The 25,982-nt window shown below is 32.1% G+C and carries 21 protein-coding genes, 1 pseudogene, 1 riboswitch and 1 other annotated feature; of the genes and pseudogenes, 1 reads left to right on the top strand and 21 read right to left on the bottom strand.

The window, feature by feature from the left end; all coding sequences use genetic code 11:
• Positions 1-28: 28 nt before the first annotated feature.
• The 21 genes and pseudogenes from clpX to ssp1_RS05590 form a co-directional block, all read right to left on the bottom strand.
• Positions 29-1,291, bottom strand: coding sequence for an ATP-dependent Clp protease ATP-binding subunit ClpX (gene clpX / locus ssp1_RS05685; RefSeq protein WP_002451774.1), 1,263 nt, complete (start codon positions 1,289-1,291; stop codon positions 29-31).
• Positions 1,292-1,527: 236 nt separating this feature from the next.
• Complete coding sequence (tig, locus tag ssp1_RS05680; RefSeq protein WP_023372838.1) at positions 1,528-2,829, bottom strand: trigger factor; 1,302 nt, start codon at positions 2,827-2,829, stop codon at positions 1,528-1,530.
• Positions 2,830-3,001: 172 nt separating this feature from the next.
• The gene (locus ssp1_RS05675) at positions 3,002-3,922 is read right to left on the bottom strand and encodes a hypothetical protein (protein ID WP_075778016.1); all 921 of its coding nucleotides are present in this window, start codon (positions 3,920-3,922) and stop codon (positions 3,002-3,004) included.
• 19 nt (positions 3,923-3,941) lie between these two features.
• Positions 3,942-4,550: an NUDIX domain-containing protein gene (locus ssp1_RS05670; protein ID WP_002451771.1), complete on the bottom strand. Its 609-nt coding sequence runs from the start codon at positions 4,548-4,550 to the stop codon at positions 3,942-3,944.
• 177 nt (positions 4,551-4,727) lie between these two features.
• Complete coding sequence (gene rplT, locus ssp1_RS05665) at positions 4,728-5,084, bottom strand: 50S ribosomal protein L20 (RefSeq protein ID WP_002451770.1); 357 nt, start codon at positions 5,082-5,084, stop codon at positions 4,728-4,730.
• A gap of 55 nt (positions 5,085-5,139) precedes the next feature.
• Positions 5,140-5,340, bottom strand: a complete 201-nt coding sequence (gene rpmI / locus ssp1_RS05660) for a 50S ribosomal protein L35 (RefSeq protein WP_002451769.1) — start codon at positions 5,338-5,340, stop codon at positions 5,140-5,142.
• A 30-nt stretch (positions 5,341-5,370) separates the two neighbouring features.
• Positions 5,371-5,898, bottom strand: coding sequence for a translation initiation factor IF-3 (gene infC / locus ssp1_RS05655; protein ID WP_002451768.1), 528 nt, complete (start codon positions 5,896-5,898; stop codon positions 5,371-5,373).
• 26 nt (positions 5,899-5,924) lie between these two features.
• Positions 5,925-6,048, bottom strand: a sequence feature (ribosomal protein L20 leader region).
• A gap of 61 nt (positions 6,049-6,109) precedes the next feature.
• Positions 6,110-7,606, bottom strand: a complete 1,497-nt coding sequence (locus ssp1_RS05650; protein ID WP_002451767.1) for an amino acid permease — start codon at positions 7,604-7,606, stop codon at positions 6,110-6,112.
• Between the two features lie 201 nt (positions 7,607-7,807).
• Positions 7,808-7,981: riboswitch (Lysine riboswitch) on the bottom strand.
• Between the two features lie 50 nt (positions 7,982-8,031).
• On the bottom strand, positions 8,032-9,969 hold the full coding sequence (gene thrS, locus ssp1_RS05645; protein WP_075778014.1) for a threonine--tRNA ligase: 1,938 nt from the start codon (positions 9,967-9,969) through the stop codon (positions 8,032-8,034).
• A 179-nt stretch (positions 9,970-10,148) separates the two neighbouring features.
• Positions 10,149-10,245, bottom strand: a pseudogene (locus tag ssp1_RS12160) (hypothetical protein).
• Positions 10,246-10,337: 92 nt separating this feature from the next.
• Complete coding sequence (dnaI, locus tag ssp1_RS05640; protein ID WP_075778013.1) at positions 10,338-11,258, bottom strand: primosomal protein DnaI; 921 nt, start codon at positions 11,256-11,258, stop codon at positions 10,338-10,340.
• Positions 11,259-12,641 (bottom strand): replicative helicase loading/DNA remodeling protein DnaB, encoded by a 1,383-nt coding sequence (locus tag ssp1_RS05635; RefSeq protein WP_075778012.1) that lies wholly within the window; start codon positions 12,639-12,641, stop codon positions 11,259-11,261.
• Positions 12,642-13,112 (bottom strand): transcriptional regulator NrdR, encoded by a 471-nt coding sequence (gene nrdR / locus ssp1_RS05630; RefSeq protein ID WP_002451763.1) that lies wholly within the window; start codon positions 13,110-13,112, stop codon positions 12,642-12,644.
• A 286-nt stretch (positions 13,113-13,398) separates the two neighbouring features.
• Complete coding sequence (gene gap / locus ssp1_RS05625; RefSeq protein ID WP_002451762.1) at positions 13,399-14,424, bottom strand: type I glyceraldehyde-3-phosphate dehydrogenase; 1,026 nt, start codon at positions 14,422-14,424, stop codon at positions 13,399-13,401.
• A 266-nt stretch (positions 14,425-14,690) separates the two neighbouring features.
• A complete protein-coding gene (gene coaE, locus ssp1_RS05620; RefSeq protein WP_107532992.1) occupies positions 14,691-15,293 on the bottom strand; it encodes a dephospho-CoA kinase in 603 nt (200 codons plus the stop codon).
• Between the two features lie 15 nt (positions 15,294-15,308).
• Positions 15,309-16,181, bottom strand: a complete 873-nt coding sequence (mutM, locus tag ssp1_RS05615) for a bifunctional DNA-formamidopyrimidine glycosylase/DNA-(apurinic or apyrimidinic site) lyase (RefSeq protein WP_049425094.1) — start codon at positions 16,179-16,181, stop codon at positions 15,309-15,311.
• Between the two features lie 14 nt (positions 16,182-16,195).
• Entirely contained in the window at positions 16,196-18,826 is a 2,631-nt protein-coding gene (gene polA / locus ssp1_RS05610) for a DNA polymerase I (protein WP_118828146.1), read from the bottom strand.
• Between the two features lie 153 nt (positions 18,827-18,979).
• Complete coding sequence (gene pnpS / locus ssp1_RS05605; protein ID WP_002452221.1) at positions 18,980-20,674, bottom strand: two-component system histidine kinase PnpS; 1,695 nt, start codon at positions 20,672-20,674, stop codon at positions 18,980-18,982.
• A complete protein-coding gene (locus ssp1_RS05600) occupies positions 20,674-21,384 on the bottom strand; it encodes a response regulator transcription factor (protein WP_002452220.1) in 711 nt (236 codons plus the stop codon). Before ssp1_RS05600 ends, pnpS begins: the two co-directional genes overlap by 1 nt.
• Before the next feature lie 261 nt (positions 21,385-21,645).
• Entirely contained in the window at positions 21,646-22,914 is a 1,269-nt protein-coding gene (gene icd, locus ssp1_RS05595) for an NADP-dependent isocitrate dehydrogenase (RefSeq protein ID WP_002452219.1), read from the bottom strand.
• Between the two features lie 56 nt (positions 22,915-22,970).
• Positions 22,971-24,089 carry a citrate synthase gene (locus ssp1_RS05590; protein WP_118828145.1) on the bottom strand — a complete coding sequence of 373 codons (1,119 nt, stop codon included), beginning with the start codon at positions 24,087-24,089 and terminating at the stop codon, positions 22,971-22,973.
• A gap of 348 nt (positions 24,090-24,437) precedes the next feature.
• Here ssp1_RS05590 and ssp1_RS05585 point away from each other — a divergent pair, with 348 nt between their 5' ends.
• Positions 24,438-25,796: an amino acid permease gene (locus tag ssp1_RS05585; protein WP_049425475.1), complete on the top strand. Its 1,359-nt coding sequence runs from the start codon at positions 24,438-24,440 to the stop codon at positions 25,794-25,796.
• Positions 25,797-25,982: the final 186 nt, after the last annotated feature.

The following is a 25,982-nucleotide window of genomic DNA, read 5'->3' as shown; positions in this document are numbered from 1 at the left end:
ATGTGGCCCTAAATCATAAAATATTAAATTATGCAGATGTTTTACTATCGTTGATTAAGTTTCCTTCTGAATCGTATAATTCAGGTTCAACTTCATCATTAATTGTTTGTTCAGTAATAACAACCTTAGTGACATCTTCTGATGAAGGTACGTCATACATAATATCGATTAATGCTTCTTCAATAATAGAACGAAGTCCTCTAGCACCAGTCTTACGTGCAATTGCTTTTTCGCTAATAGCAGATAATGCTTCTTCACTAAATACTAATTCGACGTTATCTAGCTCTAACATTTTAGTATATTGTTTAACTAGCGCATTTTTAGGTTGCGTTAGAATATTTTTAAGTGCATCAACATCTAAAGTTTCTAAATTAGCTACAATTGGTACACGACCAATGAATTCCGGAATTAAACCGTAAGATTGTAAATCTTCTGGTCTAATTTGTTCTAATAAGGCTTCTTCATCATATTTATCAGCTTCATTACTAGCGAAACCAATCACTTTTTCACCTAAACGACGTTTAATAACTTCATCAATTCCGTCAAAAGCACCACCAAGGATGAATAAAATATTTGTTGTATCAATTTGTATCAATTCTTGGTTAGGATGTTTACGTCCACCTTGAGGTGGTACGCTCGCAGTAGTACCTTCTAAAATTTTAAGTAATGCTTGTTGCACACCTTCACCTGAAACATCACGTGTAATAGATGTATTTTCAGATTTTCTTGCAATCTTATCAATTTCATCTACGTAAATAATACCTTTTTCAGCTTTATCAATATCAAAATCTGCCGCTTGAATTAAACGTAATAAGATATTTTCTACATCATCACCAACATAGCCAGCTTCTGTTAAACTTGTAGCATCTGCAATTGCAAATGGTACGTTTAAAGTTTTAGCTAATGTTTGTGCTAATAATGTTTTACCACTACCTGTTGGTCCGATTAATGCAATATTACTTTTTTGTAATTCTACATCATCTTCATTAGGACCTAGTTGTTGAATACGTTTATAATGATTATAAACAGCTACAGATAAAGCTTTTTTAGCTTTTTCTTGACCGATTACATATTCATTCAAATGATCCATAATTTCTTTAGGAGTTGGTAATTCTGTTAATTCCTCTGAAGAATTTTGTGCTAACTCTTCTTCAACGATTTCTGAGCATAATTCAATACACTCATTACAGATATATACGCCACTTCCTGCAACTAATTTCTTAACTTGGTCTTGATCTTTACCACAGAAAGAGCATTTTAAATTTTCTTCATCTTCATTGAATTTGAACATTCTTTTTTACACCCCTATTCCATAAAGACTATACTAGATAGCATTCTATAATGCAACATAATCACATTTCAATTGATTTGCTTGAAAATAGGAAGGAGTGGGACTGAATTCAAACTATAACAGATTGAACTCATGGCCCCACCCCACAAGATAATATATCTTATTTATCCTACCTATCAATATTACTAAAACAATACAATGTTAAATTGTTTATCGCTTTAATAGAACAGTAATAATTAGTCTTCTTTGCTACCTTCTACTAATTTAGCATTGTCTTTTAATAAATCGATAACTTTTTGGATGCGAACATCATTTTTAACGATATCAGTATTACCTAATGTATTTTTGATATCTTCAACTGAAATGTTGAATTGTTCACTCATTTTTTCTAGTTCTTTATCAATATCTTCGTCAGAAACTTCGATATTTTCAGCATCAGCAATTGCAGTTAATGTTAAGTTTGTTTTAACACGTTGTTCTGCATCGTCTTTCATTTGCTCTCTTAATTGAGACTCATCTTGTCCAGAAATTTGGAAATATGTTTGTAAATCTAATCCTTGTTGTTGAATTCTTTGACCAAATTCTTGAACCATACGATCTAATTCAGTATCGATCATTGCTTGAGGAATGTCGATTGTAGCATTGTCTGTTGCTTTTTTAATTGCTTCTTCTTTTTCAGTATTTTCAGCTTCAGTCGCTTTTTGTTCAGCAAGACGTTTGCGTAAGTTTTCTTTGTATTCATCAACTGAATTAGCTTCTGCATCTAACTCATTAGCAATTTCATCATTTAATTCTGGAACATCTTTATATTTGATTTCATTTACTTTTGTTTTGAATGTAGCTTCTTTACCAGCTAATTCTTCAGCATGATACTCTTCTGGGAATGTAACAACAACGTCTTTTTCTTCTCCAGTTTTCATGCCTTCTAATTGCTCTTCGAAACCTGGGATGAATGAACCTGAACCAACTTCTAAGTCGTAACCTTCAGCTTGTCCACCTTCGAATTCTTCACCATCAACTGAACCACTGAAGTCAATATTAACTGTGTCGCCATTTTCAACAGCGCCGTCTTCTTTGACTACCATTTCAGCCATGTGGCCTAAACTATGGTTAATTGATTCTTCTAATTCTTCATCTGTTAGTTCAGAATCTTGTTTTTCAATTTCTAAACCTTTGTAGTCACCTAATTTAACTTCTGGTTCAACAGTTACAGTAGCTTCAAAAATGAAGTCTTTACCTTTTTCAATTTGAGTTACATTAACTTCAGGTTGAGCAACTGGATTAATACCAGTTTCATCAATAGCTTCACCGTAAGCTTCTGGTAATAAAATGTCTACTGCATCTTGATATAATGCTTCAACGCCAAAACGTTGTTCAAAAATTGGACGAGGCACTTTACCTTTACGGAATCCAGGTACATTAATTTGTTTTACTACTTTTTTAAATGCTTGATCTAATGCTTTATCTACTTTTTCTGATGGAACAGTAACAGTTAATAATCCTTCGTTACCTTCCTTTTTTTCCCAAGTTGCTGTCATGTATAAATACCTCCATGAATAACTATTTTATTTTTTCAACTTCCCTATTATAGCATAGGTCAATTGTGTACACAAACATTGAAATTGCAACGTTTGCGAAATGATTTATTACTTAATTCAATTAAAATTTACGTTAAACGATTTAAGAATTATTTGCAAGAAATTGAGTTTATCATTGTTTATCTAATTGATATATATATGATAAAACATCTTGATTAACAACATTATCATCTATACCTAACATAGATTTAAAATAAACATCATATGCAACAATCCAATCTTCTATTGGAAATAAAGATTCTATATTAAGAGGATATAACAATATAGAATGATTATTCATAATATGGCTCGCTTCGTCAACAATATGTATGGCACCATCTTCAAGATTCTCGATCACTTTTGGTAAGATAATTGATTTTAAAGTCGTGTGTTCAAGACCACTTAACTCTTTAGGGATGATATTAACTGTTGTTCCATATTTGGTAACGGTTACGATACTTTCAGATTGTGCGAACCTTAGGTATTCTATCATTAAACTTACAATATTATTTTCGAAAGTAGAATGACTTAACAAATAATGGATTGTTTCTTTAAAATCATAATGACCATTATCGATGAGTTGAAGTAGAACGTGTGTTTGTTCTCTTGCATTTAATTGATGAAATTGAGCTAATGATTGAGTTAATTGTTCATGATTTGAATCTAGCTTAGATTGTGCATATTCTTTAAGTGGAAATAATTCCATTCTAGTCTTATGGTCCCGTACTTCATCAATAATTTGATTAATCACTTCAACTGATTCATAGTACTGTTCTAAACCATTCAAACTCTTAATATAATAAATCATTAACTCATCATACTTATTTAAACCCTGTTTAAGTAAAATGATAGCTTCTTCTCTTAATTCCAAAAATGCCCTCATTTGATAAAGCATATCGCACTTTTTAATTGCAAGTGCTTCATCTAATTCAAATTGGCTTTCATATTGTTCAAATAATTCATACATTCTATCCAAGTCTTGTGTTAATTCCGCTTTTCTAATATCTTCTTTTAACTTTTTCTCAGATAATGGGAATGGGATGATATCTGACATTCAATTTGCACCTCAATTATTATAAATCTTGAAGAATTAATGCACTCCATGTCTCAAAGTCATCGTATGATTCTATTTTCCCTTTTTCAATCCATTTGATTCTTAACGTATCTGTTTCTTTAGATTCTACATCATTTGAACTGACTGTTATTTTAAATACTACACCCATATGAACCTTGCCTACTTCATTATTGTCATCATTGATAAAGCCTAAGTATTCCATATTTTGAGAATCTTCTGCAGATAAACCTACTTCTTCTTCTAATTCTCTTTGCGCATTCACTCTTAGCACTTCATTAATTGAATCTGCCCCTACAACGTCGTTCATATGACCACCGACGCCAATTGAGGATTGGCCATGTAGTCTTTCTTCTCCGCCGCCTGAAAGACGCTCATACACAAGTATTTCACCACTTTGATTTTCTAATAAACAATATGAAATAAGTTGCTTAAATTCTGGATCCTCTTCCATATCACCTCTACGCTTCACGTCATACTGACTTAATGCATTGAAAATATTACTACCTTTTTCATCATTTTTTGATAAAAATCCATTAAATGCATTCTTTTCATTATCGAAAAGTGTTGCTCTTGGCACAACTATAATTTGCTCATCAAATTTAGACATACTAAACTCCTTTATGTTTTCTTTTATAATATTATTCTATCAAACTTATTTTCAATTCGCGATCGTTATCAATATTCTCTATTAATATCAATGCTTAGACAATTCCATTTTAAAATTTAAAGAAATATAAATAAAAGCTGGGACATCCTAAAATGTCTCAGCTTTTATGAGTTTAGTTTATTTTAAAGCGTCTTTAGCTTTTGATACTAATTCACCGAATGCTTTATCGTCTGAAATAGCAATTTCAGATAACATTTTACGGTTGATATCGATATCAGCTTTTTTCAATCCGTTCATTAAACGTGAATAACTAATATCGTGTTTACGTGCTGCAGCATTAATACGTGTAATCCATAATTTACGGAAATCACGTTTACGTTGACGACGGTCACGGAATGCGTATTGACCTGATTTCATTACTTGTTGTTTTGCTACTTTATATAATGTATGTTTTGAACCGAAGTAACCTTTAGCTAATTTAATCGTTTTTTTACGACGTGCTCTTGTTACTGTTCCACCTTTTACTCGTGGCATATTAAATTCCTCCTTAGATTCTATCTACGTAATTATTCTATATTCGTTAGTTGTATTATTTTTTATAAGATAATAATTGTTTTACACGTTTCATATCACTTTTAGAAACTAATCTACTTTTACGTAATTGACGTTTTTGTTTAGTGTTTTTGTTTGCGAATAAGTGAGATGTGAAAGCTCTTGAACGTTTTAATTGACCTGAACCAGTTCTTTTAACACGTTTCGCTGCTCCACGGTGAGTTTTCATTTTAGGCATGATTCATTTCCTCCTAGAAATTATTATTAATTATTTTTCATTAATTGGTGATAACATAAGGAACATTTGACGGCCTTCCATTTTAGGCTTCTGTTCGATTGTTGCAATGTCTTTGCATTCTTCAGCAAATTTTTCTAATTGGCGTTGACCAATTTCTTTGTGAGTAATTGCACGACCTCTGAAACGAATTGAAACTTTACATTTATCGCCTTTAGAAAGGAATTTACGTCCATTTTTCAATTTTGTTTGGAAATCATGTTCCTCAATTGTTGGGCTTAAACGAATTTCTTTAACGTTAATTGTTTTTTGTTTCTTCTTCATTTCTTTTTCTTTTTTCTGTTGTTCGAATTTGAATTTACCGTAATCCATAATTCTTGCAACAGGTGGTTTAGCATTTGGTGCTACGATTACTAAATCTAAATCAACACGTTCAGCCATTTCTAATGCTTCTTGTTTTGATTTAACACCAATTTGTTCACCATCTTGACCTACTAAACGAAGTTCTTTTGCACGAATTTTCTCATTAATTTGAGTCTGATCTTTTGCTATGGTTGACACCTCCCAGAATTTTACGAAATTGTCCCAAGCAAAAAGAAGAGCGAGTATCACTACCCGCTCTTCTTCACACATTAATTGTGTAACATGATTAACCTGCCAACTGCCTATTGCGTCGCTACAGGTGAGAAGCGGGAGCTTCTACTTGGTTCGTTTCGTATTCAACGTTATTAATCATATCAACAATAAATGTATTCGTCAACTACTTTTTTTATTAATCATGATGTCTTACTTCTTCCATAGATACATCTTGTCGTAAATCTACTTGTTCTAATGGAATTTTTTTAGTCTTATATCGTACTTTATGATATATAAAGAATGCTAAGAACACCGGAATTCCCATATAAGTAATAATAAATCGATTTAAGTCAAAGTCCCCTGTTTTAATAAAGTCGACGTCTTGACCTAGTATAACAATTATACATAAGAATCCGGCAAATATTGGGCCGAATGGGAATAATTTAGCCGTATATTTTAATTTAGATTTGTCATAATTTTGCTTATCGAATGCACGTCTAAATCTATAATGACTCACTGCTATACCGACCCAAGCAATAAATCCTGTCATACCACTTGCTGCAACGATATATTCATATGCATCACCACTAAAATGTTGTACTGCAAAAATCACTACAACAATAATTCCAGTTACGATTAGAGAAATGTGCGGCACACCATTTTTATTCGTTTTAGAAAATGAATTAAATGCTAGTTTATCTTTACTCATTGAATATAACATTCTAGTAGACGCGTACATCCCTGAATTACCTGCAGATAACACTGATGTTAATATAACTGCATTCATAAATGATGCTGCAAATGCAAGTCCAGCATTTTGGAACACTAATGTAAATGGTGAAGTAGAGATGCTATTTTCTCCACCCATAAGTGCACTACTATCATATGGTATTAGCATACCAATGATGAAAATTGCTAGTATATAGAATAATAATATTCTCCAGAACACTTGTTTGATTGCTTTTGGGACGGCTCTTTCAGGATTTTCAGATTCCCCTGCTGTAATACCAATTAATTCAGTTCCTTGGAATGAAAAGCCAGCAACTAAGAACACACCTAATATTGAAAGTAAGCTACCACCTAAGTTACCACCAAGGATAGGGCCGCCTCCTTTAGTAAAGGTTTCAAAACCAACGAATTTACCACCCATTATACCTACAATAGTTAATAATCCTATTACAATAAATATGATGACAGTAACAACTTTTATAAGTGCAAACCAATATTCACTCTCACCATATACTCGAACTGACAATGAGTTAAGTGCAAAGATAATAACTAAAAATATACAACTCCATACCCAAGCGGGAACACTTTGCATTGGGGACCAATATTGAATGACCTGAGCGGCAATGGTTACATCTGCAGCTACTGTAATGACCCAGTTAAACCAATAGTTCCACCCTAATGCAAACCCTAGAGATGGGTCTACAAATCGTGTGGCGTATGTACTAAATGATCCCGAAACTGGTAAATATGTGGCCATCTCGCCTAGTGAGGTCATTAAGAAGAATACCATTGCTCCAATAATTGCATAAGCAATCAAAGCACCTAAGGCACCAGCGCTGTGAATGGCTCCACCGGAAGTCATAAATAGACCTGTTCCAATACAACCACCAATCGCTATCATAGATATGTGGCGGTCTTTTAAACCTCTTTGTATCCCTTCATTTTGACTTTTGTTTTTACTCATAGAAGATTCCTTTCTTTGTATTTAGAGGCAGTTATGATTTTGTTTTATCATTTATTAAAGAAACAACACATTAAGATCTGTTTCATCATCTATTTCAATAGCTGTACCATATCTCACTTAATTATGTTACTTTTATTTATAAATCTAAAACAAAAAAGTGGCTACATACCTTTAAGATATGCAACCACTTTGCTTTTATCTATATAAGGTAGCACATCACATTCTGTGACAGTACAGTTTCTTTCGACAACTGTCCCAACAAGTCATAATTATGGTTATCACTTGTTTCGGCAACATTACCTTTAACTTGTTCAACATATGTCCCATAAGACTTCTGACAAGCGACTCTTTAATATTGCAACCTCTAACTCAACTTTTTATTTAACTAACTTGTAATATACATGAACTGCGTTTAAATTTCAAGCTTATCTATGCTTTTTTAAACGGATTTCGTCTACTAAATTCCAAATAAATTCATCTTTTTCTAATGTCTCTTGATCTTGAGAACCGTATTTACGTACATTTACTTCATTGTTTTCTACTTCTTTATCTCCTACCACTATTTGATAAGGGATTTTTTGCATTTGGGCTTCACGGATTTTATAACCCATTTTTTCATTACGATCATCGATTTCAACACGAACACCTTGAGATTTTAATTCATCTTGAATTGATTTTGCATAGTCGTAATGTAAATCTAAATTAACTGGGATAATTTCAACTTGTTTTGGTGCTAACCAAGTTGGGAATGCACCTTTAGTTTCTTCAGTTAAGAATGCAACAAATCGTTCCATTGTAGATACAACACCACGATGAATAACTACAGGTCTATGTTGCTCTCCATCTTGACCAATGTATGTGAGTTCAAAACGCTCAGGTAATAAGAAATCTAATTGTGCTGTAGATAATGTTTCTTCTTTACCCATAGCTGTTTTAACTTGCACATCTAATTTAGGGCCATAAAATGCCGCTTCTCCGATAGCTTCTTCGTATGATAACCCTAATTCGTCAGCCGCTTCTTTAATCATGTTCTCAGCTTTATTCCACATTTCATCATCATCAAAATACTTTTCTTTATCTTCTGGGTCTCTATAACTTAATCTGAAACGATAGTCTTCGAAACCGAAATCTTTATATACATCTTGAATCATATTAACTACGCGTTTGAATTCTTCCTTAATTTGATCAGGTCTAACAAAGATATGTGAATCGTTCAAAGTCATACCTCTTACTCGTTGTAATCCTGATACAGCACCACTAGCTTCATATCTATGCATAGTACCTAATTCGGCAATACGAATTGGCAATTCTCTATAAGAATGCGGTTTATTATTATATATCATCATATGGTGAGGACAGTTCATCGGACGTAATACCATTTCTTCTGTCTCATCTAATTTCATAGGTGGGAACATGTCCTCTTGATAGTGATCCCAATGTCCGGATGTTTTATATAAATCAACATTTGCTAATACTGGTGTATATACGTGGTCATATCCCATGCTTACTTCTTTATCTACAATATAACGTTCAATTTCACGACGAATTGTAGCACCATTAGGTAACCATAGTGGTAAACCAGCTCCAACTAGTTGACTATTTGCAAACAACTCTAAATCTTTACCGATTTTACGGTGATCACGTTCTTTGCGCTCTTCCAACATTTCTAAATGCGCTTTTAAATCTTTTTTATCAAAGAATGCAGTACCGTAAATACGTTGTAACATTTTATTATTACTGTCTCCGCGCCAGTATGCACCAGCTGTTGATAATAATTTAAATTCTTTAATTTTAGACGTAGATGGTACATGAACACCTCTACATAAATCAGCGAATTCTCCTTGACTATATAGCGTTACATTTTCATCTTCAGGTATTGCATCAATTAATTCTAATTTGTATGGATCATCTTTGAAGAATGCTTTAGCTTCATCCCTAGTGACTACTTTTCTTTCGATTTTATGATTCTCATCGACAATTTTTTTCATTGTTTTTTCAATTTTTTCAAAGTCATCTGATGAAATTTTTTCATCTGTATCGAAATCATAGTAGAAGCCGCCTTCAATGACAGGACCTACACCAAATTTAACATCCCCGTATAAACGTTTTAATGCTTGAGCCATCAAATGAGCAGTTGAATGACGCAATACTTCCAATGCTTCATCACTACCTGGTGTAACAATTTCAATCTCACCATCTTCTTCTAACGGTCGTGTTAAATCTACCATTTGTCCATTAAATTTACCTGCTACAGCTTTTTTTCGTAGACCTGGACTGATTGATTGAGCTATATCTTCAGTAGTAGTGCCTTTATCAAATGCCTTTGAATTACCATCTGGAAATTGAATATTAATTTGATCCATACTATAACCTCCTAAATTATAAAAAATCATATCGTTGACTTATTGAAATAAATCAATGTAAAACTATAGAGAAAATAAAAAAATCCCATCCCTAAATCAGGGACGAGATTGTCGTGGTACCACCCTAGTTAAGCGTTAAAACAATACTCGATTAAAAACGAGCAATTTTAACGTCTTCTCTACATAAGATAACGGTCTTGAGCCGAGTATTCATTACAAATACCATGCATTAAAGTAGTAATAATTTAATTTATTAGCCATATTCTCATCAAACAACGGCTTTCTGTGTAACAGTGATTAAATTATCATGTCTTCAACAGTTTCAACGATTTAGATTTGATTCTATTATACAACATTTTATGAAAATATCAATTGTTTCTAAAGTTTTCACCTTTTAAGAAATAAGGTGTGGATAACGTCTTAATACGTTCAATAATTCGAGCTGCTTTCGTTTTTTCTGCACCCTCACGTGTCATTGATAAATGGTGTTCTAATTCATCATAACTTAAATTAGAAGTAAAGAAAGTGGGTAATTCATGAACCATTCTATAATGCAATAATGGGCCAATAACTTCATCTCTAACCCATGGCGTTACTTCTTCTGCACCAATATCATCTAGCATTAAAATGTTAGCTTCTCGAATTCTTTGTAATTTTCTTTCGTAACTCCCGTCCTTAAAACCACCTTTTAATGTGCGAATGTATTCGGGAAGATAAACTATAGTAGATGGCACTTTTTTAGCTTTGAGTTGATTTGCTATGGCACCTAAAATAAATGACTTTCCAGTGCCAAAAGGTCCATACAGATATAGCCCTTTGACATTCTCACCATTTATTAACTTTTTGCATATATCATTAACTTGCATTGCAATATCCAATCGATTACGTCCAGTTGTATAAATATCTTTAATCTTTGCATTTAAAGTATCTCTCTGCATATGATGTGATGTAATCAATTGAGAATTAAGTCTTTCTTCATCATATTTCACTTTACATGGGCATGGCAAATAGCGGATTTTAATACGTTCATTTTCGATATATAATTCTGGTATATGGCCTTTAACAAAATTAGGACATTCATTATAATGATGCCCATCATAGTGCTTTTGTTGATCTTTATATTCTTGTAGAACGTTTAAATCTTCATCAATCATGGCATTAGTTAATTCTGATTGATGTTCATTTAAAAATTGCTTAACATCAGGATCATTAACAACTTGCTGACGTATTTTAGCAATTCTCTTTTCGAAATCTTTATTTGAACCTACAATATTCTTAAAGCTTTCCATCTAATCCTCCTCCCAATCTTTATTTAATTGTTCTAAGAATGCTTGTCTATCCTTTTCAAATTGTTCATCCTTTTCATCTTTTGAAAGTTCTGTAGCATTCGGATTATCTCTTTCTTCTAACCATTTAGGTGTTTTCTCTCTAGAAACCAATTTACTTTTACGATTATAACCTTGATAAGGTTGCGATTTATTCTCATAAGATGGTTTAGGTTGATTAACTTTCAAGGCATATTCATAAGCTTGTTTAGCCGTAGTAATCCCTTTCTTCTTCCAATTCGAAGCAATTTCAAAAATATATGATTTTGGTAATTTCATATCTTCTTTGAGCATAACAAATTGTAATAAGATGTTAATAACTCCAAAGTTCATTTTTTCTCTATGAATTAATTCTTCAATCATATTCTTTTGAGACAATGTTGGTTCTGATTCAGACCATGAGGCTAACATATCAATTGGACTCGTCTGTTCTAACAATTGAAGCCATTGTTCCGTATCATTTTCAGGATTAGGGATTTCATTAGATTGGTTCGAATTTTCACTTTGTTTAATGCTTTTATTCAATTCTAATTTAGGTAATTGGTTTTCATGTTCTATTAAATAATATGAACGCGCTTGTTTACGCATCTCTTCAAAAGATAATTGTTGAGCACTAGTAATTGAATTCAATATAATATGTTTCATCGCGTCAGCCGTTAAACCATATAAAGTTGCAAGTTGAATAATAAGACTTTTAGCGTCTTTTGTCACGATTTCATTTGAAATGAAGTGGTTATGTAACATCTGTTTCAACATATCAAAATCAAAAGATTCATTAGACAAATCAAGTCCTTGATACTCACTCGCTTTAGGTATATCTTGTGTGTCGATATCTAATATTCTATTGGGTACTTTAAAGACATCTGTAAACTTTCTCGTTGTTTGTTGATACTGCGTTAAATCTCTAAAAGTTTGTTCAAAATGTTTCTTTAGTACTTGGTATCTTTTTTTATCAACTTCACTATATAAAAATACAGATAACATAGGGTCATTGAAAAATTGGGATGCTGACGGCGGCTGAATCAATTGATATATAAAATGTGTTTGTTGCTCATCATGTTTAACAAATGATTTCATTAAACCAATTGCTTCTAACAAATCCATTTGATTTCTAAAGTCGATTAAATTTTCTTTAAGTTCATTCATAATGACATAATGGGTTAATGGTTGTTCAATATCATTGGAAAATTGATGCATAAAATGATATAAACCAATTGCTTGAGGTCCAATTAAAGGTGTAAACAGACGGTTTAATATTTCAAGATGTTGTGAGTTTAAATAAAAATCTTGTATCACTTCAAAACTATCTTGTGGTCTTAACCCTAATTCAAAGGAATTTAACCCCATTTATAAATCACTCCGTTTATTATCATTAAGAATACCTTGCATTGAGGCCAATAGTTGATCAATATCTTTAAACTCTTTATATACAGAAGCAAAGCGAACATAAGAAACTTGATCAACATGCATTAATAAGTTCATTACATGTTCTCCGATTTCTCTAGATGAAATCTCAGTATGACCCTCATCTCTTAATTGCCACTCCACTTTATTTGTTATATCTTCTAGTTGTTGGTATCTCACTGGACGTTTTTCACATGACCTAACTAATCCATTCAAGATTTTTTCTCTTAAAAATTGTTCTCTCGTTCCATCTTTCTTCACTACTATTAATGGACTCACTTCAATATGTTCAAATGTTGTAAATCTTGTACCACAATTTTCACATTCTCTTCTTCGACGAATCGCGTTTGCATCTTCTGCATGACGTGAATCTACTACTCTCGAATGCGTTGAATTACATTTTGGGCATTTCATGATTGTCACCCTTTTCTATTTAGATTATGCTCAATTATACTATAAATTCGCACGTTACAAAAGAAAGCACCTTTTAAATTATATGACTAAAAGTGTAAACTATTTTATATCATTAAATATAACAACCTAAATAAAAAATGTGACATTTTCAAAAATGATGTTAAATATAAATTTTTCTCTATTTAATTTATGATAAATTTGATACCCCCACTTTATAAGAACAAAAAAACTGCCAATGTAACCTTTAGCATTAAAAGTTACATTGGCAGTCGCTAAAAAATGATTTTTATACAGCTTCTACTGCTTTATGAGATTCTATCAATTTACCAATTTGTTCTGCTACTTCAACAACTCTGTTTGAATATCCCCATTCATTATCATACCAAGCGATAACTTTAACTTTTTTATCACCCATAACCATTGTAGATTGTGCATCAATTACTGCAGAATTTGGATTTGTATTAAAATCTACTGAAACAAGTGGTTCGCTTTCTACATCCAATACACCATCTAAATTTGCATTTTTGAATGCATCATTAATTTGTTCTACTGTTACATTTTGTTCTAAATCTACAACTAAATCTACAAGTGAAACATTCTTAGTTGGTACTCTTAGTGCCATTCCATGTAATTTACCTTCTACTTCAGGTAGTACCTCTTTTAATGCTTTCGCAGCGCCTGTAGATGTCGGAATTATACTTTCATTACATGAACGCGCTCTACGTAAATCTTTATGTGGGTTGTCAATATTCTTTTGGTCATTAGTAATTGCGTGTACTGTAGTCATCAGACCATTCACAATACCAAATTCATCATTTAATACTTTAGCAACCGGCCCAATACAGTTAGTTGTGCATGATGCATTACTGAAAATATCGTATTCATTAACATCTAGCTTTTCATCATTGACACCTTTCACAATCATTTGAACATGACCACCTTTAGATGGACCTGTTAATAATACTTTTTTTGCACCAGCATTAATATGTGCAATAGCTTTATCACCATGATTGAATTTACCAGTTGCTTCGATGACAACATCTATATCAAGTTCTTTCCAAGGTAAGTTTTCTGGATTTCTATCTGAAACTAATTTGATATCTTGATTTTTATAACGAATGCCATTTTCAGTAGCTTCTACTTTTTCGTCGAACTTACCATGAGTTGTATCATAATTGATAAGATGTGCAATTGTTTCTGGAGGGTAACTTGCATTAATTGCTTTTACGCTTAAGTTTTCATTTTTTAAAGCAATTCTTAATACCATTCTACCTATTCTACCCATACCGTTAATTGCTATATTCGTTGTCATTTAAAGCACCCCTTGACCATTTATTTATATGTTATACTTTATGGCATTAGTATAACATAATAAATTATTTTTGAAAGCGTTTATCAAAACTTTACAAACGCAAATTATAATCAATCATAATAAGATTTAGTTATTAAATGATATCGAATTCAATATCATCTAATAACGCTATAAATATAAAAGATTCTATAGTTACTCAGTAATCATATAAAAAAACCTGAGTCATTTTTAAATGTCTCAGGCTTAATAAATAGTTACTATTTGAATTATTTCTCAATATAACCTTTTTCACTAAGTAACTTTTCTAAATTTTGCTTTAGTTCCAGTTTATCCCCAAGATTATCAATCACGTGGTCAGCCATTCTACTTTTCTTATCAATAGATATTTGGCTATATACTCTTGCTTTTGCTTCTTCTTGAGTTAAATCATTTCTTTCCATTAAACGATCAATTTGAATACTTTCAGATGTGTAAACAAGCCATACTTCATCTACGGTATCTTGCAATTCATTTTCAAATAAAAGTGGTATATCCATAATTACGTTATGGCCTTCATTTAAAAATTGTTGCTTCTTTTCTTCCATTATTTCTCTAACTTTAGGATGAACAATTTCATTTAACTTAATACGTTCGCCTGGATTATTAAATACTAATTCACCCATATATTTTCTGTCCATCTCGCCATTTTCATCAATAGCTTCTTCGCCAAAAACTTCTTTTACCTTCGCTATACCTGGTGTTCCTTTAGCAACTGCTTCTCTTGCAGCTGTGTCCGCATCTACTACTTTAAATCCAAACGCTGTTAACAATTCAGATACAGTTGATTTACCTGATGCGATACCACCAGTAAGTCCTATTACTTTTGACATATTTTCACGCTTCCTTTATTTCTGACAAGTCGGGCAATAGTGACTATTTCTAGATGCGATGACTTTCGTTTCAATTGAGTGCCCACATACCTTGCAATATTTTTGTTTATAAACATTCAGATGTAACTGCATTTCCCCTGTTTTACCATCGGCATGACGATAATCGGAAATGCTTGTTCCTCCATATTTTATACCCTCATTTAATACAGATCGAACATGATAAAATACCATTTCTTTTTCTTGTTGCGTTAAATCTTGCGTTAGTCGACTGGGTAAAATGCCCGCTCTAAATAGAGCTTCACACGCATAAATATTTCCGCAACCAGATATAACTTTATGATCTAAAATCACTTGTTTAATCGGTTTTTTAGCATAATTCTTTTTATTGGTAATATCTAAAAAATGTTGCATTGCATCTTCGTCAAATGGTTCAGGAGCTATACTTAAAAATGAAGGATATGCATCGAAGCTACTCACATTTCTAATTTCTCCAAAGCGACGAATATCTGAATAGATTAATTTTTTACCATTGTCTAATTCAAAAATAACTTGCCAATGTTTACGATAATTAGGTACAGCAATTTGTTCTAAATGATCAACAACGAAAAATCCACCAGCCATACCTAAATGACTAATCAAAATACGTTGTTCTGAATCCCGATTAATATAAAATACAATATATTTACTTCTACGCTCAATTTTGGTAATTGTATAACCTTCTGTTAAACGTTGAAAACTATCAAGCGTCATTCCTTTGATAATCGTCTCTCTATTATCTTCTTTACCTTTTTTTACATTTTCTGAAAAAGTAATTTTATTTATCGTAGTATTTATGGCATACGGCTCAATCCCACGTTTAACATGTTCTACTTCTGGTAGTTCTGGCATATTCAAACCTTCCTTTATTTTGCATCATACCATGTCGCACCGTAACTTGAGTCAACTTTTAGTGGCACATCTAATTCTAGTGCAGACTCCATAATGTCTTCTACAAACTGACTGAATGATTCTACTTCATCTTTTGGTACTTCAAAGATTAATTCGTCATGAACTTGCAATAATAGTTTCGCGTGATATTTAGTATGTTGTACTTCTTTATTGAATTGCACCATAGCCAATTTGATAATATCTGCCGCACTGCCTTGAATTGGCGTATTCATTGCTGTTCTTTCTGCAAAACTTCTTAAATTAAAATTACGACTTGTAATATCTGGAATATATCTACGACGATGTAATAATGTTTCTACAAAACCTTGAGCTTTAGCATCTTTCACAATATCTGACATATATTGTTTGACTCCTGGAAAACTATCTAAATAATCATCAATAAATGCTTTCGCCTTTTTACGTGTAATTCCTAAACTTTGGCTTAATCCATAATCACTTATGCCATACACAATTCCAAAGTTAACGGCTTTCGCTTGTCTACGCATTAAACTATCAACTTCATCCGCTTCCACATCGAAAACCTTCATTGCAGTCGCTGTATGAATATCATGACCATTTATGAATGCTTCTTTCATACTTTCATCTTGTGTAATATGTGCTAAAACCCTTAATTCAATTTGAGAATAATCGGCACTTAAAATAACACTATCTGTAGATGTCGGTTTAAATGCTTTTCTAATTTTCCTACCTTCTTCTAAACGAATAGGTATATTTTGTAAATTAGGATCCACACTTGACAATCGCCCAGTTTGAGCTAATGTTTGATTAAAACGTGTATGAATGCGATTATCTTCACTAATCACTTTTTGTAATCCTTCTACATACGTAGATTGTAATTTTGATAATTGACGATATTCTAAAATATAATCAATAATTGGGTGTTGACCTTGTAATTGTTCCAATACATCAACAGCAGTAGAGTAGCCTGTTTTAGTTTTTTTAATCACTGGTAATTCTAGTGTTTCAAATAATACCACGCCAAGTTGTTTAGGTGAATTAATGTTAAATTCTTCACCCGCAGCTTCATGAATATTTTTAATTAAAACATCTAGCTTTTCTTGAATCTCTTTCTCCATCTGTTGTAAATCATTTACATCTGTATAGATTCCAATTTCTTCCATCTCGCTTAATATTTCGGCTAATGGTAGTTCTAAATCTGCTAATAGAGATTCTTGATTATATTCTTTTAGTTGATTTTGCATTTCTGATTTCGATGCACTTACCGCTTCAATGATTGAGGCTACATGTTTATTTAAAATATCGTCTTCTGGAATATGATGCTTTTTGCCCTTACCATAAATAGCCACGTTATCCTGCACATAATGTTGTCCATATAAAGAAACAACTGAATTCACATCGTCAATGGTTCTTGATGGATCGATAATATATCTAGACAACATGACATCAAACTGAATGTTTTGAATATCGATATCTAGTCTATGAGCAACAACATAAGTTTTCTTAGCATCATAAACAGTTTTTGCTGTATTTGGATTTTCTAACCAATTGACTAAATCTGAAAATTGTTTAATTTCATCTGCATTGATAACAACATGATGTTCTCCAGTATAAAGTCCAAATTTTAATATATTATCTTTTAAATAATTACTATCTTCTAGCTCAAAATGAATGGTCGCCTCATCTAAATCATTAAAATTAATATGGTCAAAATCTGACTCAATCTCAAAGACTTTATCTTTTTGTTCTTGAGTTGCTTCAAATGAATCTATTTCTGCTAAAAGTTGGTTAAATTCTAATTTTTTAAAGAGCTCAATTTTTTCAGTTTCATCAATGTCTGCTTCCATTTTAGTATCTTCTAAATTAACTTCGATTGGGCTTTCAACATTAATGGTAGCTAAATCTTTACTCATTAAAGCATCATCTTTACTATTTTCAAGTTTTTCTTTAAGTTTTTTACCTGAAACACTATTTATATTGTCATAAACGCCTTCTACAGTATTGAATTGATTTAGTAATTTAATTGCTGTTTTTTCGCCTACGCCAGCTACGCCCGGTATATTATCTGAAGTATCGCCCATTAACCCTTTCATATCAATAATTTGATTTGGTGTTAATCCGTTATATTTTTCAGCGATAAAGTCTGGTGTATAATGATCGACATCTGTTACACCTTTTTTAGTATAGTAAATTGTGACATGATCAGTAGCAAGCTGCGTTAAATCTCTATCGCCAGTAATTATGATAGTTTCAAACCCAGCTTTGTCCGCTTCATTACTCAAAGTACCAATAATATCATCTGCTTCATAATTCTCTAATTCATATCTTTTTATGTGATATGCATCTAATAATTGACGAATATATGGGAATTGTTCACTTAACTCAGGTGGAGTTTTTTGTCTACCACCTTTATATTCACTATATTTAGAATGTCTGAAAGTTGTTTTACCTGCATCAAACGCCACTAAAAAGTGATTAGGTTGTTCTTCTTTAAGAATTTTCTCTAGTAACATCGCAAAGCCATATACTGCATTAGTATGTATGCCTGCCTTATTTGAAAGTAATGGTAAAGCATAGAAAGCTTTAAAGCTTAAACTATTACCATCAATTAATACTAATTTATTCACGTTATAAACCTCCAGCACATATTTAAATATATTTTAGCATAAACAGTGTATCGTCATTAAACATTAAGTACCATTGTCTCATAATTCATTGAACTAAAATAAGAACCACACGCCTTTATGAATTCAATCATTTTAGGGTGTGGTTCTTAATATTTAATCTTCATCGAAAAACGTCACTTTAAAGGTCGAACCCTCATTTAAACGACTAATTACACTAATTCTTCCATTATGCGATTCAACAATATGCTTAGTAATCGATAATCCTAACCCAGTACCGCCGGAATCTCTACTTCGTGCTTTATCAACTCGATAAAATCTTTCAAAAATATGTTTTTGTTCCTCAGCACTAATACCTATACCAAAGTCTTGAATTTCTAGGTTAACCCTCTTACCTTCACGATACACACTTACAATAACTTTATTATCATTGGTTGAATAATTGATGGCATTAGATAATAAATTGGTAATAACTTGAGCAATTTTATTTTCATTTGCTTTGAAAATAACATCACGTTCAATTTTAGATTCAATTGTTATATTTTTATTCTGAGCTTGATTTTGTAAATTATCTATCGTTGTATAAGCTAATTCAGATAAATTCATATAACTCGTTGTTATTTCATTTTGTTGCTCAATATGCGATAAATCTAGTAAATCCATCACAAGTGATTCGATTCTATTCGATTCTTTCAGGATGATATTTAAGAACATATTAAGCGATTCTTCATCGTTTTTAGCACCTTCAATCAATGTTTCAGCGAATCCTTTAATTGAAGTAATCGGTGTTTTAAGTTCGTGTGAGACGTTAGCTACAAATTCTCGACGTAGGTTTTCTAACTTTTGCAAATTAGTAATATCATGCAATACGACCACCATACCTTGTAGCTTTTTCTTCGATTTAGATAGTATTGGTACACATGATACATCAAAATATTTTGTGTGAACATTATTGATATCTACTTCAATCTGATCATAAATCACTTTCTCAGTTCTAAAACTTTCCATGATTAACTTTTCAATTTTATCATTGATAAAACCAATATAACTTTTATTTTCCACACTTTGTTCAGGACTAAATACTTCATAATATGCCGAGTTCGCTACGACAATTTCACCATGTTTATCAATCATTAATACTGAACTTGGTATATTTTCTAATGTCGTTTTTAATCTATTAGATTGGATTTTTTGTCTATTATTTAATTTCTGTAACCGTCTTGCAAGCTCATTTGTCGTTACAAACAATGCTTTAGTTTCTTTGACGTTACTTTCGGGTACACGAACATGATAATAACCATCCGCCAATAATGAAGTAGCATATGTTACTTCATTTATGGGTCTAATATATGTACGATTGATACTTCTACTAGCTAGATAAACTGTAATTAATACAATCACACCTACAATTGATAGGTACTTCCACATTTCTTTTTGCAGGTCTAATATTTCATCATTAATTCCACTTATGTAAACAGTTTTATCATCAATTTGACTTTTAAACGTATACTTCAAACCAAGTTTCGTATTTTTATGAATCAATTGTGAGGGATTTGCCTCGTTATCTATACGTTTATCTATCTTTTCTTTTTCATCAGTCGTGAATATCACTTTATCGTTTTTCTTGATTACGATTATATTCTCTTGATTATTAGCAATATTTTTAATCTCACTTTTTTTATTATCGTTATATAAGCTGACATAGTTACGCGATTCTTTTTCAAGTTCCTTTGTCTGATTTTGTGTTAATGTTTGATAAATCATGTTGTGGACAATTGCACCTAAACCTATAAAACTAATAATCGTAATAGTACTAATTAATATTAAAAGACGATGGTGGAATTTCAACATTAACTTTTAGGACGCTCCAATTTATAGCCTAATCCTCTAACAGTTTTAATTAATTTAGGTTGTTTAGGGTTCTCTTCTAATTTGTCTCTCAAATGACTAATATGGACATCAACGATACGAGAATCACCTGCGAACTCGTAATTCCATACAGAATTCAACATATGTTCTCTAGTAATCACACGACCTTGTCGTTCAATAAGATAAAGTAATAATTCAAATTCTTTTGGCGTAAGTTCTAATAACTCATCATCTTTATATACTTCGAAAAATTCAGGACGAATACGGATTGAATCAATAATAATATCCTCATCATCTGTTTCACTTTGTTCAACTTCATTGACGAATTGTGAACGTCTTAAAATTGCTTTTACTCTTGCCACGACTTCTCTTGGTGAGAAAGGTTTAGTCATATAGTCATCAGCACCTAGTTCCAAACCTAATACCCTATCAAATTCATCATCCTTTGCCGTAAGCATAAGAATAGGTACTAAATTTTTATCAGATCTAATTGTTTTACAAACTTCAATACCATCTTTTTTAGGTAACATAACGTCTAAAACAATTAAATCTGGTTGAGACAATTCAACCTTTTGTAGTGCTTCTTCACCGTCATAGGCTACTTCTACTATGTATCCAGCTGTTTCTAAATTATATTTAAGTAACGTAACGATCGATTGTTCATCGTCAACGACTAATACTTTTTGTGACATGATGTGCCTCCCCCATTTAAATTACATGTTTATTATAACTGATGTTTAAATACAAATAACATACCTACACATCAAATTTACATAAACTTAACAATCCAATTATAATGATACTTATATTAAGCTAACATTGGATTAATATTGTCATTTCATTAATTAAACTATCATTTTTTTATAAAAAATGATATTGAAACACTAGTAATTTACAAAATCTTAATAAAAAAACGGATTGGTTTCCCAATCCGTTTAGTTCAATATCATCTATTATTTTAAGTTTTTGATTAATTCGTCAGCAAACTCTGAAGTTGATACTTCTGTCGCACCATCCATTAGACGAGCAAAGTCATAAGTAACTATTTTAGAAGCGATTGTTGCTTCTATAGAGTCTGTAATTTTATCAGCAGCTTCTTGCCATCCTAAGTGTTCTAACATTAATACTGAACTTAATAGTTCAGAAGATGGGTTTACTTTGTTTAACCCAGCATATTTAGGTGCTGTACCATGAGTAGCTTCAAAGATAGCATGACCAGTTTCATAGTTGATATTTGCACCAGGTGCAATGCCAATACCACCTACTTGAGCAGCTAATGCATCTGAAATGTAGTCACCATTTAAGTTCATTGTAGCAACAACTTCATGTTCAGATGGACGAGTTAAAATTTGTTGTAAGAAGATATCAGCGATTGAGTCTTTAACGATAATTTTACCTTCTTGTTCAGCTTTTGATTGTGCTTCATTCGCAGCGTCTTTACCTTCTTTTTCTACAATTTCATCATATTGTTGCCAAGTGAATACTTGATCAGCAAATTCATTATGAGCTAAATCGTAACCCCATTGTTTAAATGAACCTTCAGTAAATTTCATAATGTTACCTTTGTGAACTAAAGTTACAGCTTTACGGTTATTATCAATTGCATATTGGATAGCAGCTCTAACTAATCTTTCAGTACCTTCTTTAGATACTGGTTTAATACCAATACCTGAAGTTTCTGGGAAACGAATATTTGTTGCGCCCATTTCATCTTGTAAGAAGTCAATTACTTTTTTAACTTCTGGCGTACCTTCTTTGAATTCAATACCTGCATAGATATCTTCAGTATTTTCACGGAAAATAACCATATCTACGTCTTGAGGGCGTTTAACTGGTGATGGTACACCTTGGAACCAACGTACAGGGCGTAAGCAAGTAAACAAGTCTAGTTCTTGTCTTAATGCTACATTTAATGAACGGATACCGCCACCGATTGGAGTAGTTAAAGGACCTTTTACAGCAATTAAATATTCTTTAATAGTGTCTAAAGTTTCTTGTGGTAACCATTCACCAGTATTGTCATATGCTTTTTGTCCAGCTAAAACTTCTTTCCATTCGATGCGTTTTTCGCCATTATATGCTTTTTCAACTGCAGCATCGATAACACGACTAGCTGCTTTCCAAATATCTGGTCCGATTCCGTCACCGATAATGAAAGGAATAATTGGTTCGTTTGGTACATTTAATCCATCTTTAGTTTGAGTAATTTTTTCTGCTGTCATAAAATTTGACCTCCAAGTAATTTGTTTGAATTCACCTAATACTATAGATGATTTGATTATCTTTCTTCAATAGGAACGTATTTACGATTTGTTTCACCAATGTAATTCGCTCTTGGACGCATGATTCTATTATCTCTATATTGCTCAAGAATATGTGCAATCCAACCTGATGTACGACTTACTGCAAAGATTGGTGTAAATAAATCATGTGGAATGTCCATACTGTGATAAACTGACGCACTAAAGAAATCGACGTTAGGAATTAATCCTTTTTCTTCCTTCATGCGTTTTTCAATAGCTAATGACATTTCATATAATTCGCTTTGTCCAGTTTCTTCAGTGATTTTTCTACTCATTTCTCGTAAATACTTAGCACGTGGGTCACCTTCTTTATACACACGGTGACCGAAGCCCATAATTTTTTCTTTATTAGCTATTTTTTTGTCTAAATAGTTATCTACATTGTCTAATGAGCCTACTTCAGATAACATAGCCATCACGCGTTCATTAGCACCACCATGTAAAGGTCCTTTTAATGAACCAACAGCAGCAACAATACCTGAATACATATCAGATAAAGAAGATACTGCACAACGAGCAGTGAATGCAGATGCATTTAATTCGTGATCAGCATGTAAAATTAAAGCTTTGTTGAAAGCTTCTTCCTCAATATCAGTTGGTAATTCACCTTTTAACATGTATAGGAAGTTTCCAGCGTAGCTTAAATCTGAATTTGGTTTTAATGGTTCTTTACCTTCACGTACACGTGCGAAAGCTGTAACTAATGATGCAATTTTAGCTTGAATACGAATTGCTCTTTCATATTTCTTTTCATCTGATTCGTCTTCAGCATCTGGATCGAAATGAGCAATGTATGATACTGAAGTACGTAATGCAGCCATTGGATGTACTTTATCAGTTACGTACTCTTCAAAATGTTTATACACTCTAGGATTAAGTGTCATATACTCATATAATTTTGATTTAAGTTCTTGTAATTCTTCTTTATTTGGCAATCTATAGTTCCATAATAAAAAGATGATTTCTTCAAACTGGGCATTTTCTGCAAGATCGTCAATATCATATCCTGCGTATGTTAATTGACTATCGATGATTGAGCTGATTTTAGTTTCAACTGCAATTACCCCTTCCAAACCTCTTTGTAATTCTGCCATGATAAATTTCCCCTTTACTATTTCTTTATGAAATGGCTTTCAACTAGTATTATAGCTAATTATTAAGTTTTTGTGAAACAAAATAAATTACTATATATATGTGAGTTTGGTATTGATTCATATATAACATAAATGTTAAAAATGTTCTAAGTACCATGAAACCAACATTTTGGCCTTTTAAATTGTTTTGAAAATTAAATTGAATACAAAGTTTTTATTTGGTTATCAAGCTTGATTAAAAAATACTAATTATCTAGGAGTGTATTTTAACACTTTTTTAATAAATAAATTGTATAAAAAGCTATTTAAGTGCATAATATAATTATCTAAAAGTAAGGGAGAGGTCTTATGGCTGATAATCTACAAAGAGAATTGAGCAATCGCCATGTGCAATTAATTGCTATTGGAGGCGCTATTGGGACAGGATTATTCCTGGGTGCTGGACAAACGATTGCCATGACGGGTCCCTCAATACTACTCACGTACATCTTTATTGGATTCATGCTATTCATGTTTATGCGTGGATTAGGTGAAATTATTATTCAAAACACAAGTTTCAAATCATTTGCGGACGTAACTAATACATATATAGGTCCATTTGCAGGATTTGTTACTGGTTGGACATATTGGCTATGTTGGATAATTACTGGTATGGCAGAGGTTACCGCAGTAGCTAAATATGTTAGTTTTTGGTTTCCACATATTCCTAACTGGATTAGTGCATTATTCTGTGTACTTATTTTGATGTCATTTAACTTACTAAGCGCTAAGTTATTTGGTGAATTAGAGTTTTGGTTCTCTATTATCAAAATTGTAACAATCATAGGGTTAATTGTTGTTGGGGCTGTTATGATCTTATTTGCATACAAAACGCAATTTGGACATGCAAGCTTAACTAATCTATACAATCATGGTATTTTTCCTAAAGGAGCATCAGGATTCTTCATGTCATTCCAAATGGCAGTGTTCTCATTCGTTGGTATCGAAATGATTGGTGTAACTGCCGGTGAAACGAAAGATCCTGAATCAACTATTCCAAAAGCTATCAACAGTGTACCAATTCGTATATTAATCTTTTATGTTGGTGCCCTAGCTGTGATTATGTCAATCATTCCTTGGGATAAAGTCGATCCAGATAATAGTCCATTTGTTAAACTATTTACACTTATTGGAATTCCATTTGCAGCTGGTTTAATTAACTTCGTTGTATTAACTGCTGCAGCATCATCATGTAATAGTGGTATTTTCTCAAACAGTAGAATGTTGTTCGGATTATCTGATAACAAACAAGCACCACCTGCGTTTAGCAAAACTAACAAGAACGGTGTGCCACATGTAGCAATTATTGGATCTTCAGCATTATTATTAATTGCAGCACTATTGAATTACATTTTCCCAGATGCAACATTAGTGTTCACATATGTAACAACATTATCTACTGTATTGTTCCTAATCGTATGGGCTTTAATTATCATTGCTTATATTAATTACAGTAGTAAGAATCCAGAATTACACAAGGCGTCTACATATAAATTACCTGGTGGTAAATATATGGGCTACGTCATCTTATTATTCTTTATCTTAGTATTCGGTTTATTATTTGTTAATGAAACAACTAGACGTGCAATTTATTTAACGCCGTTATGGTTTGTAATATTAGGATTAATGTATTGGAGATATAAAAAAGCAAGTACTGCATCTAAATAGTCTTTAACAAAATAAAAATGAGCCAGTAAATGATTTATCATCAATTCATTTACTGGCTTTTTTATATTTAATATCAATATTACTTATGGTCTACATATTTAACTAATATAAAATATATTTTTACATACACTAATGATGTAACAGATCATATTAAAAACGAGTTATAAAGCAAAAAACACCGCTTCC

It is taken from the genome of Staphylococcus sp. M0911 (assembly GCF_003491325.1).
In the GTDB taxonomy this organism is placed as follows: Bacteria; Bacillota; Bacilli; order Staphylococcales; family Staphylococcaceae; genus Staphylococcus; species Staphylococcus warneri_A.
The sequence above is the reverse complement of the archived record's forward strand: the minus strand, read 5'-3'. Positions and strand labels throughout refer to the sequence as shown.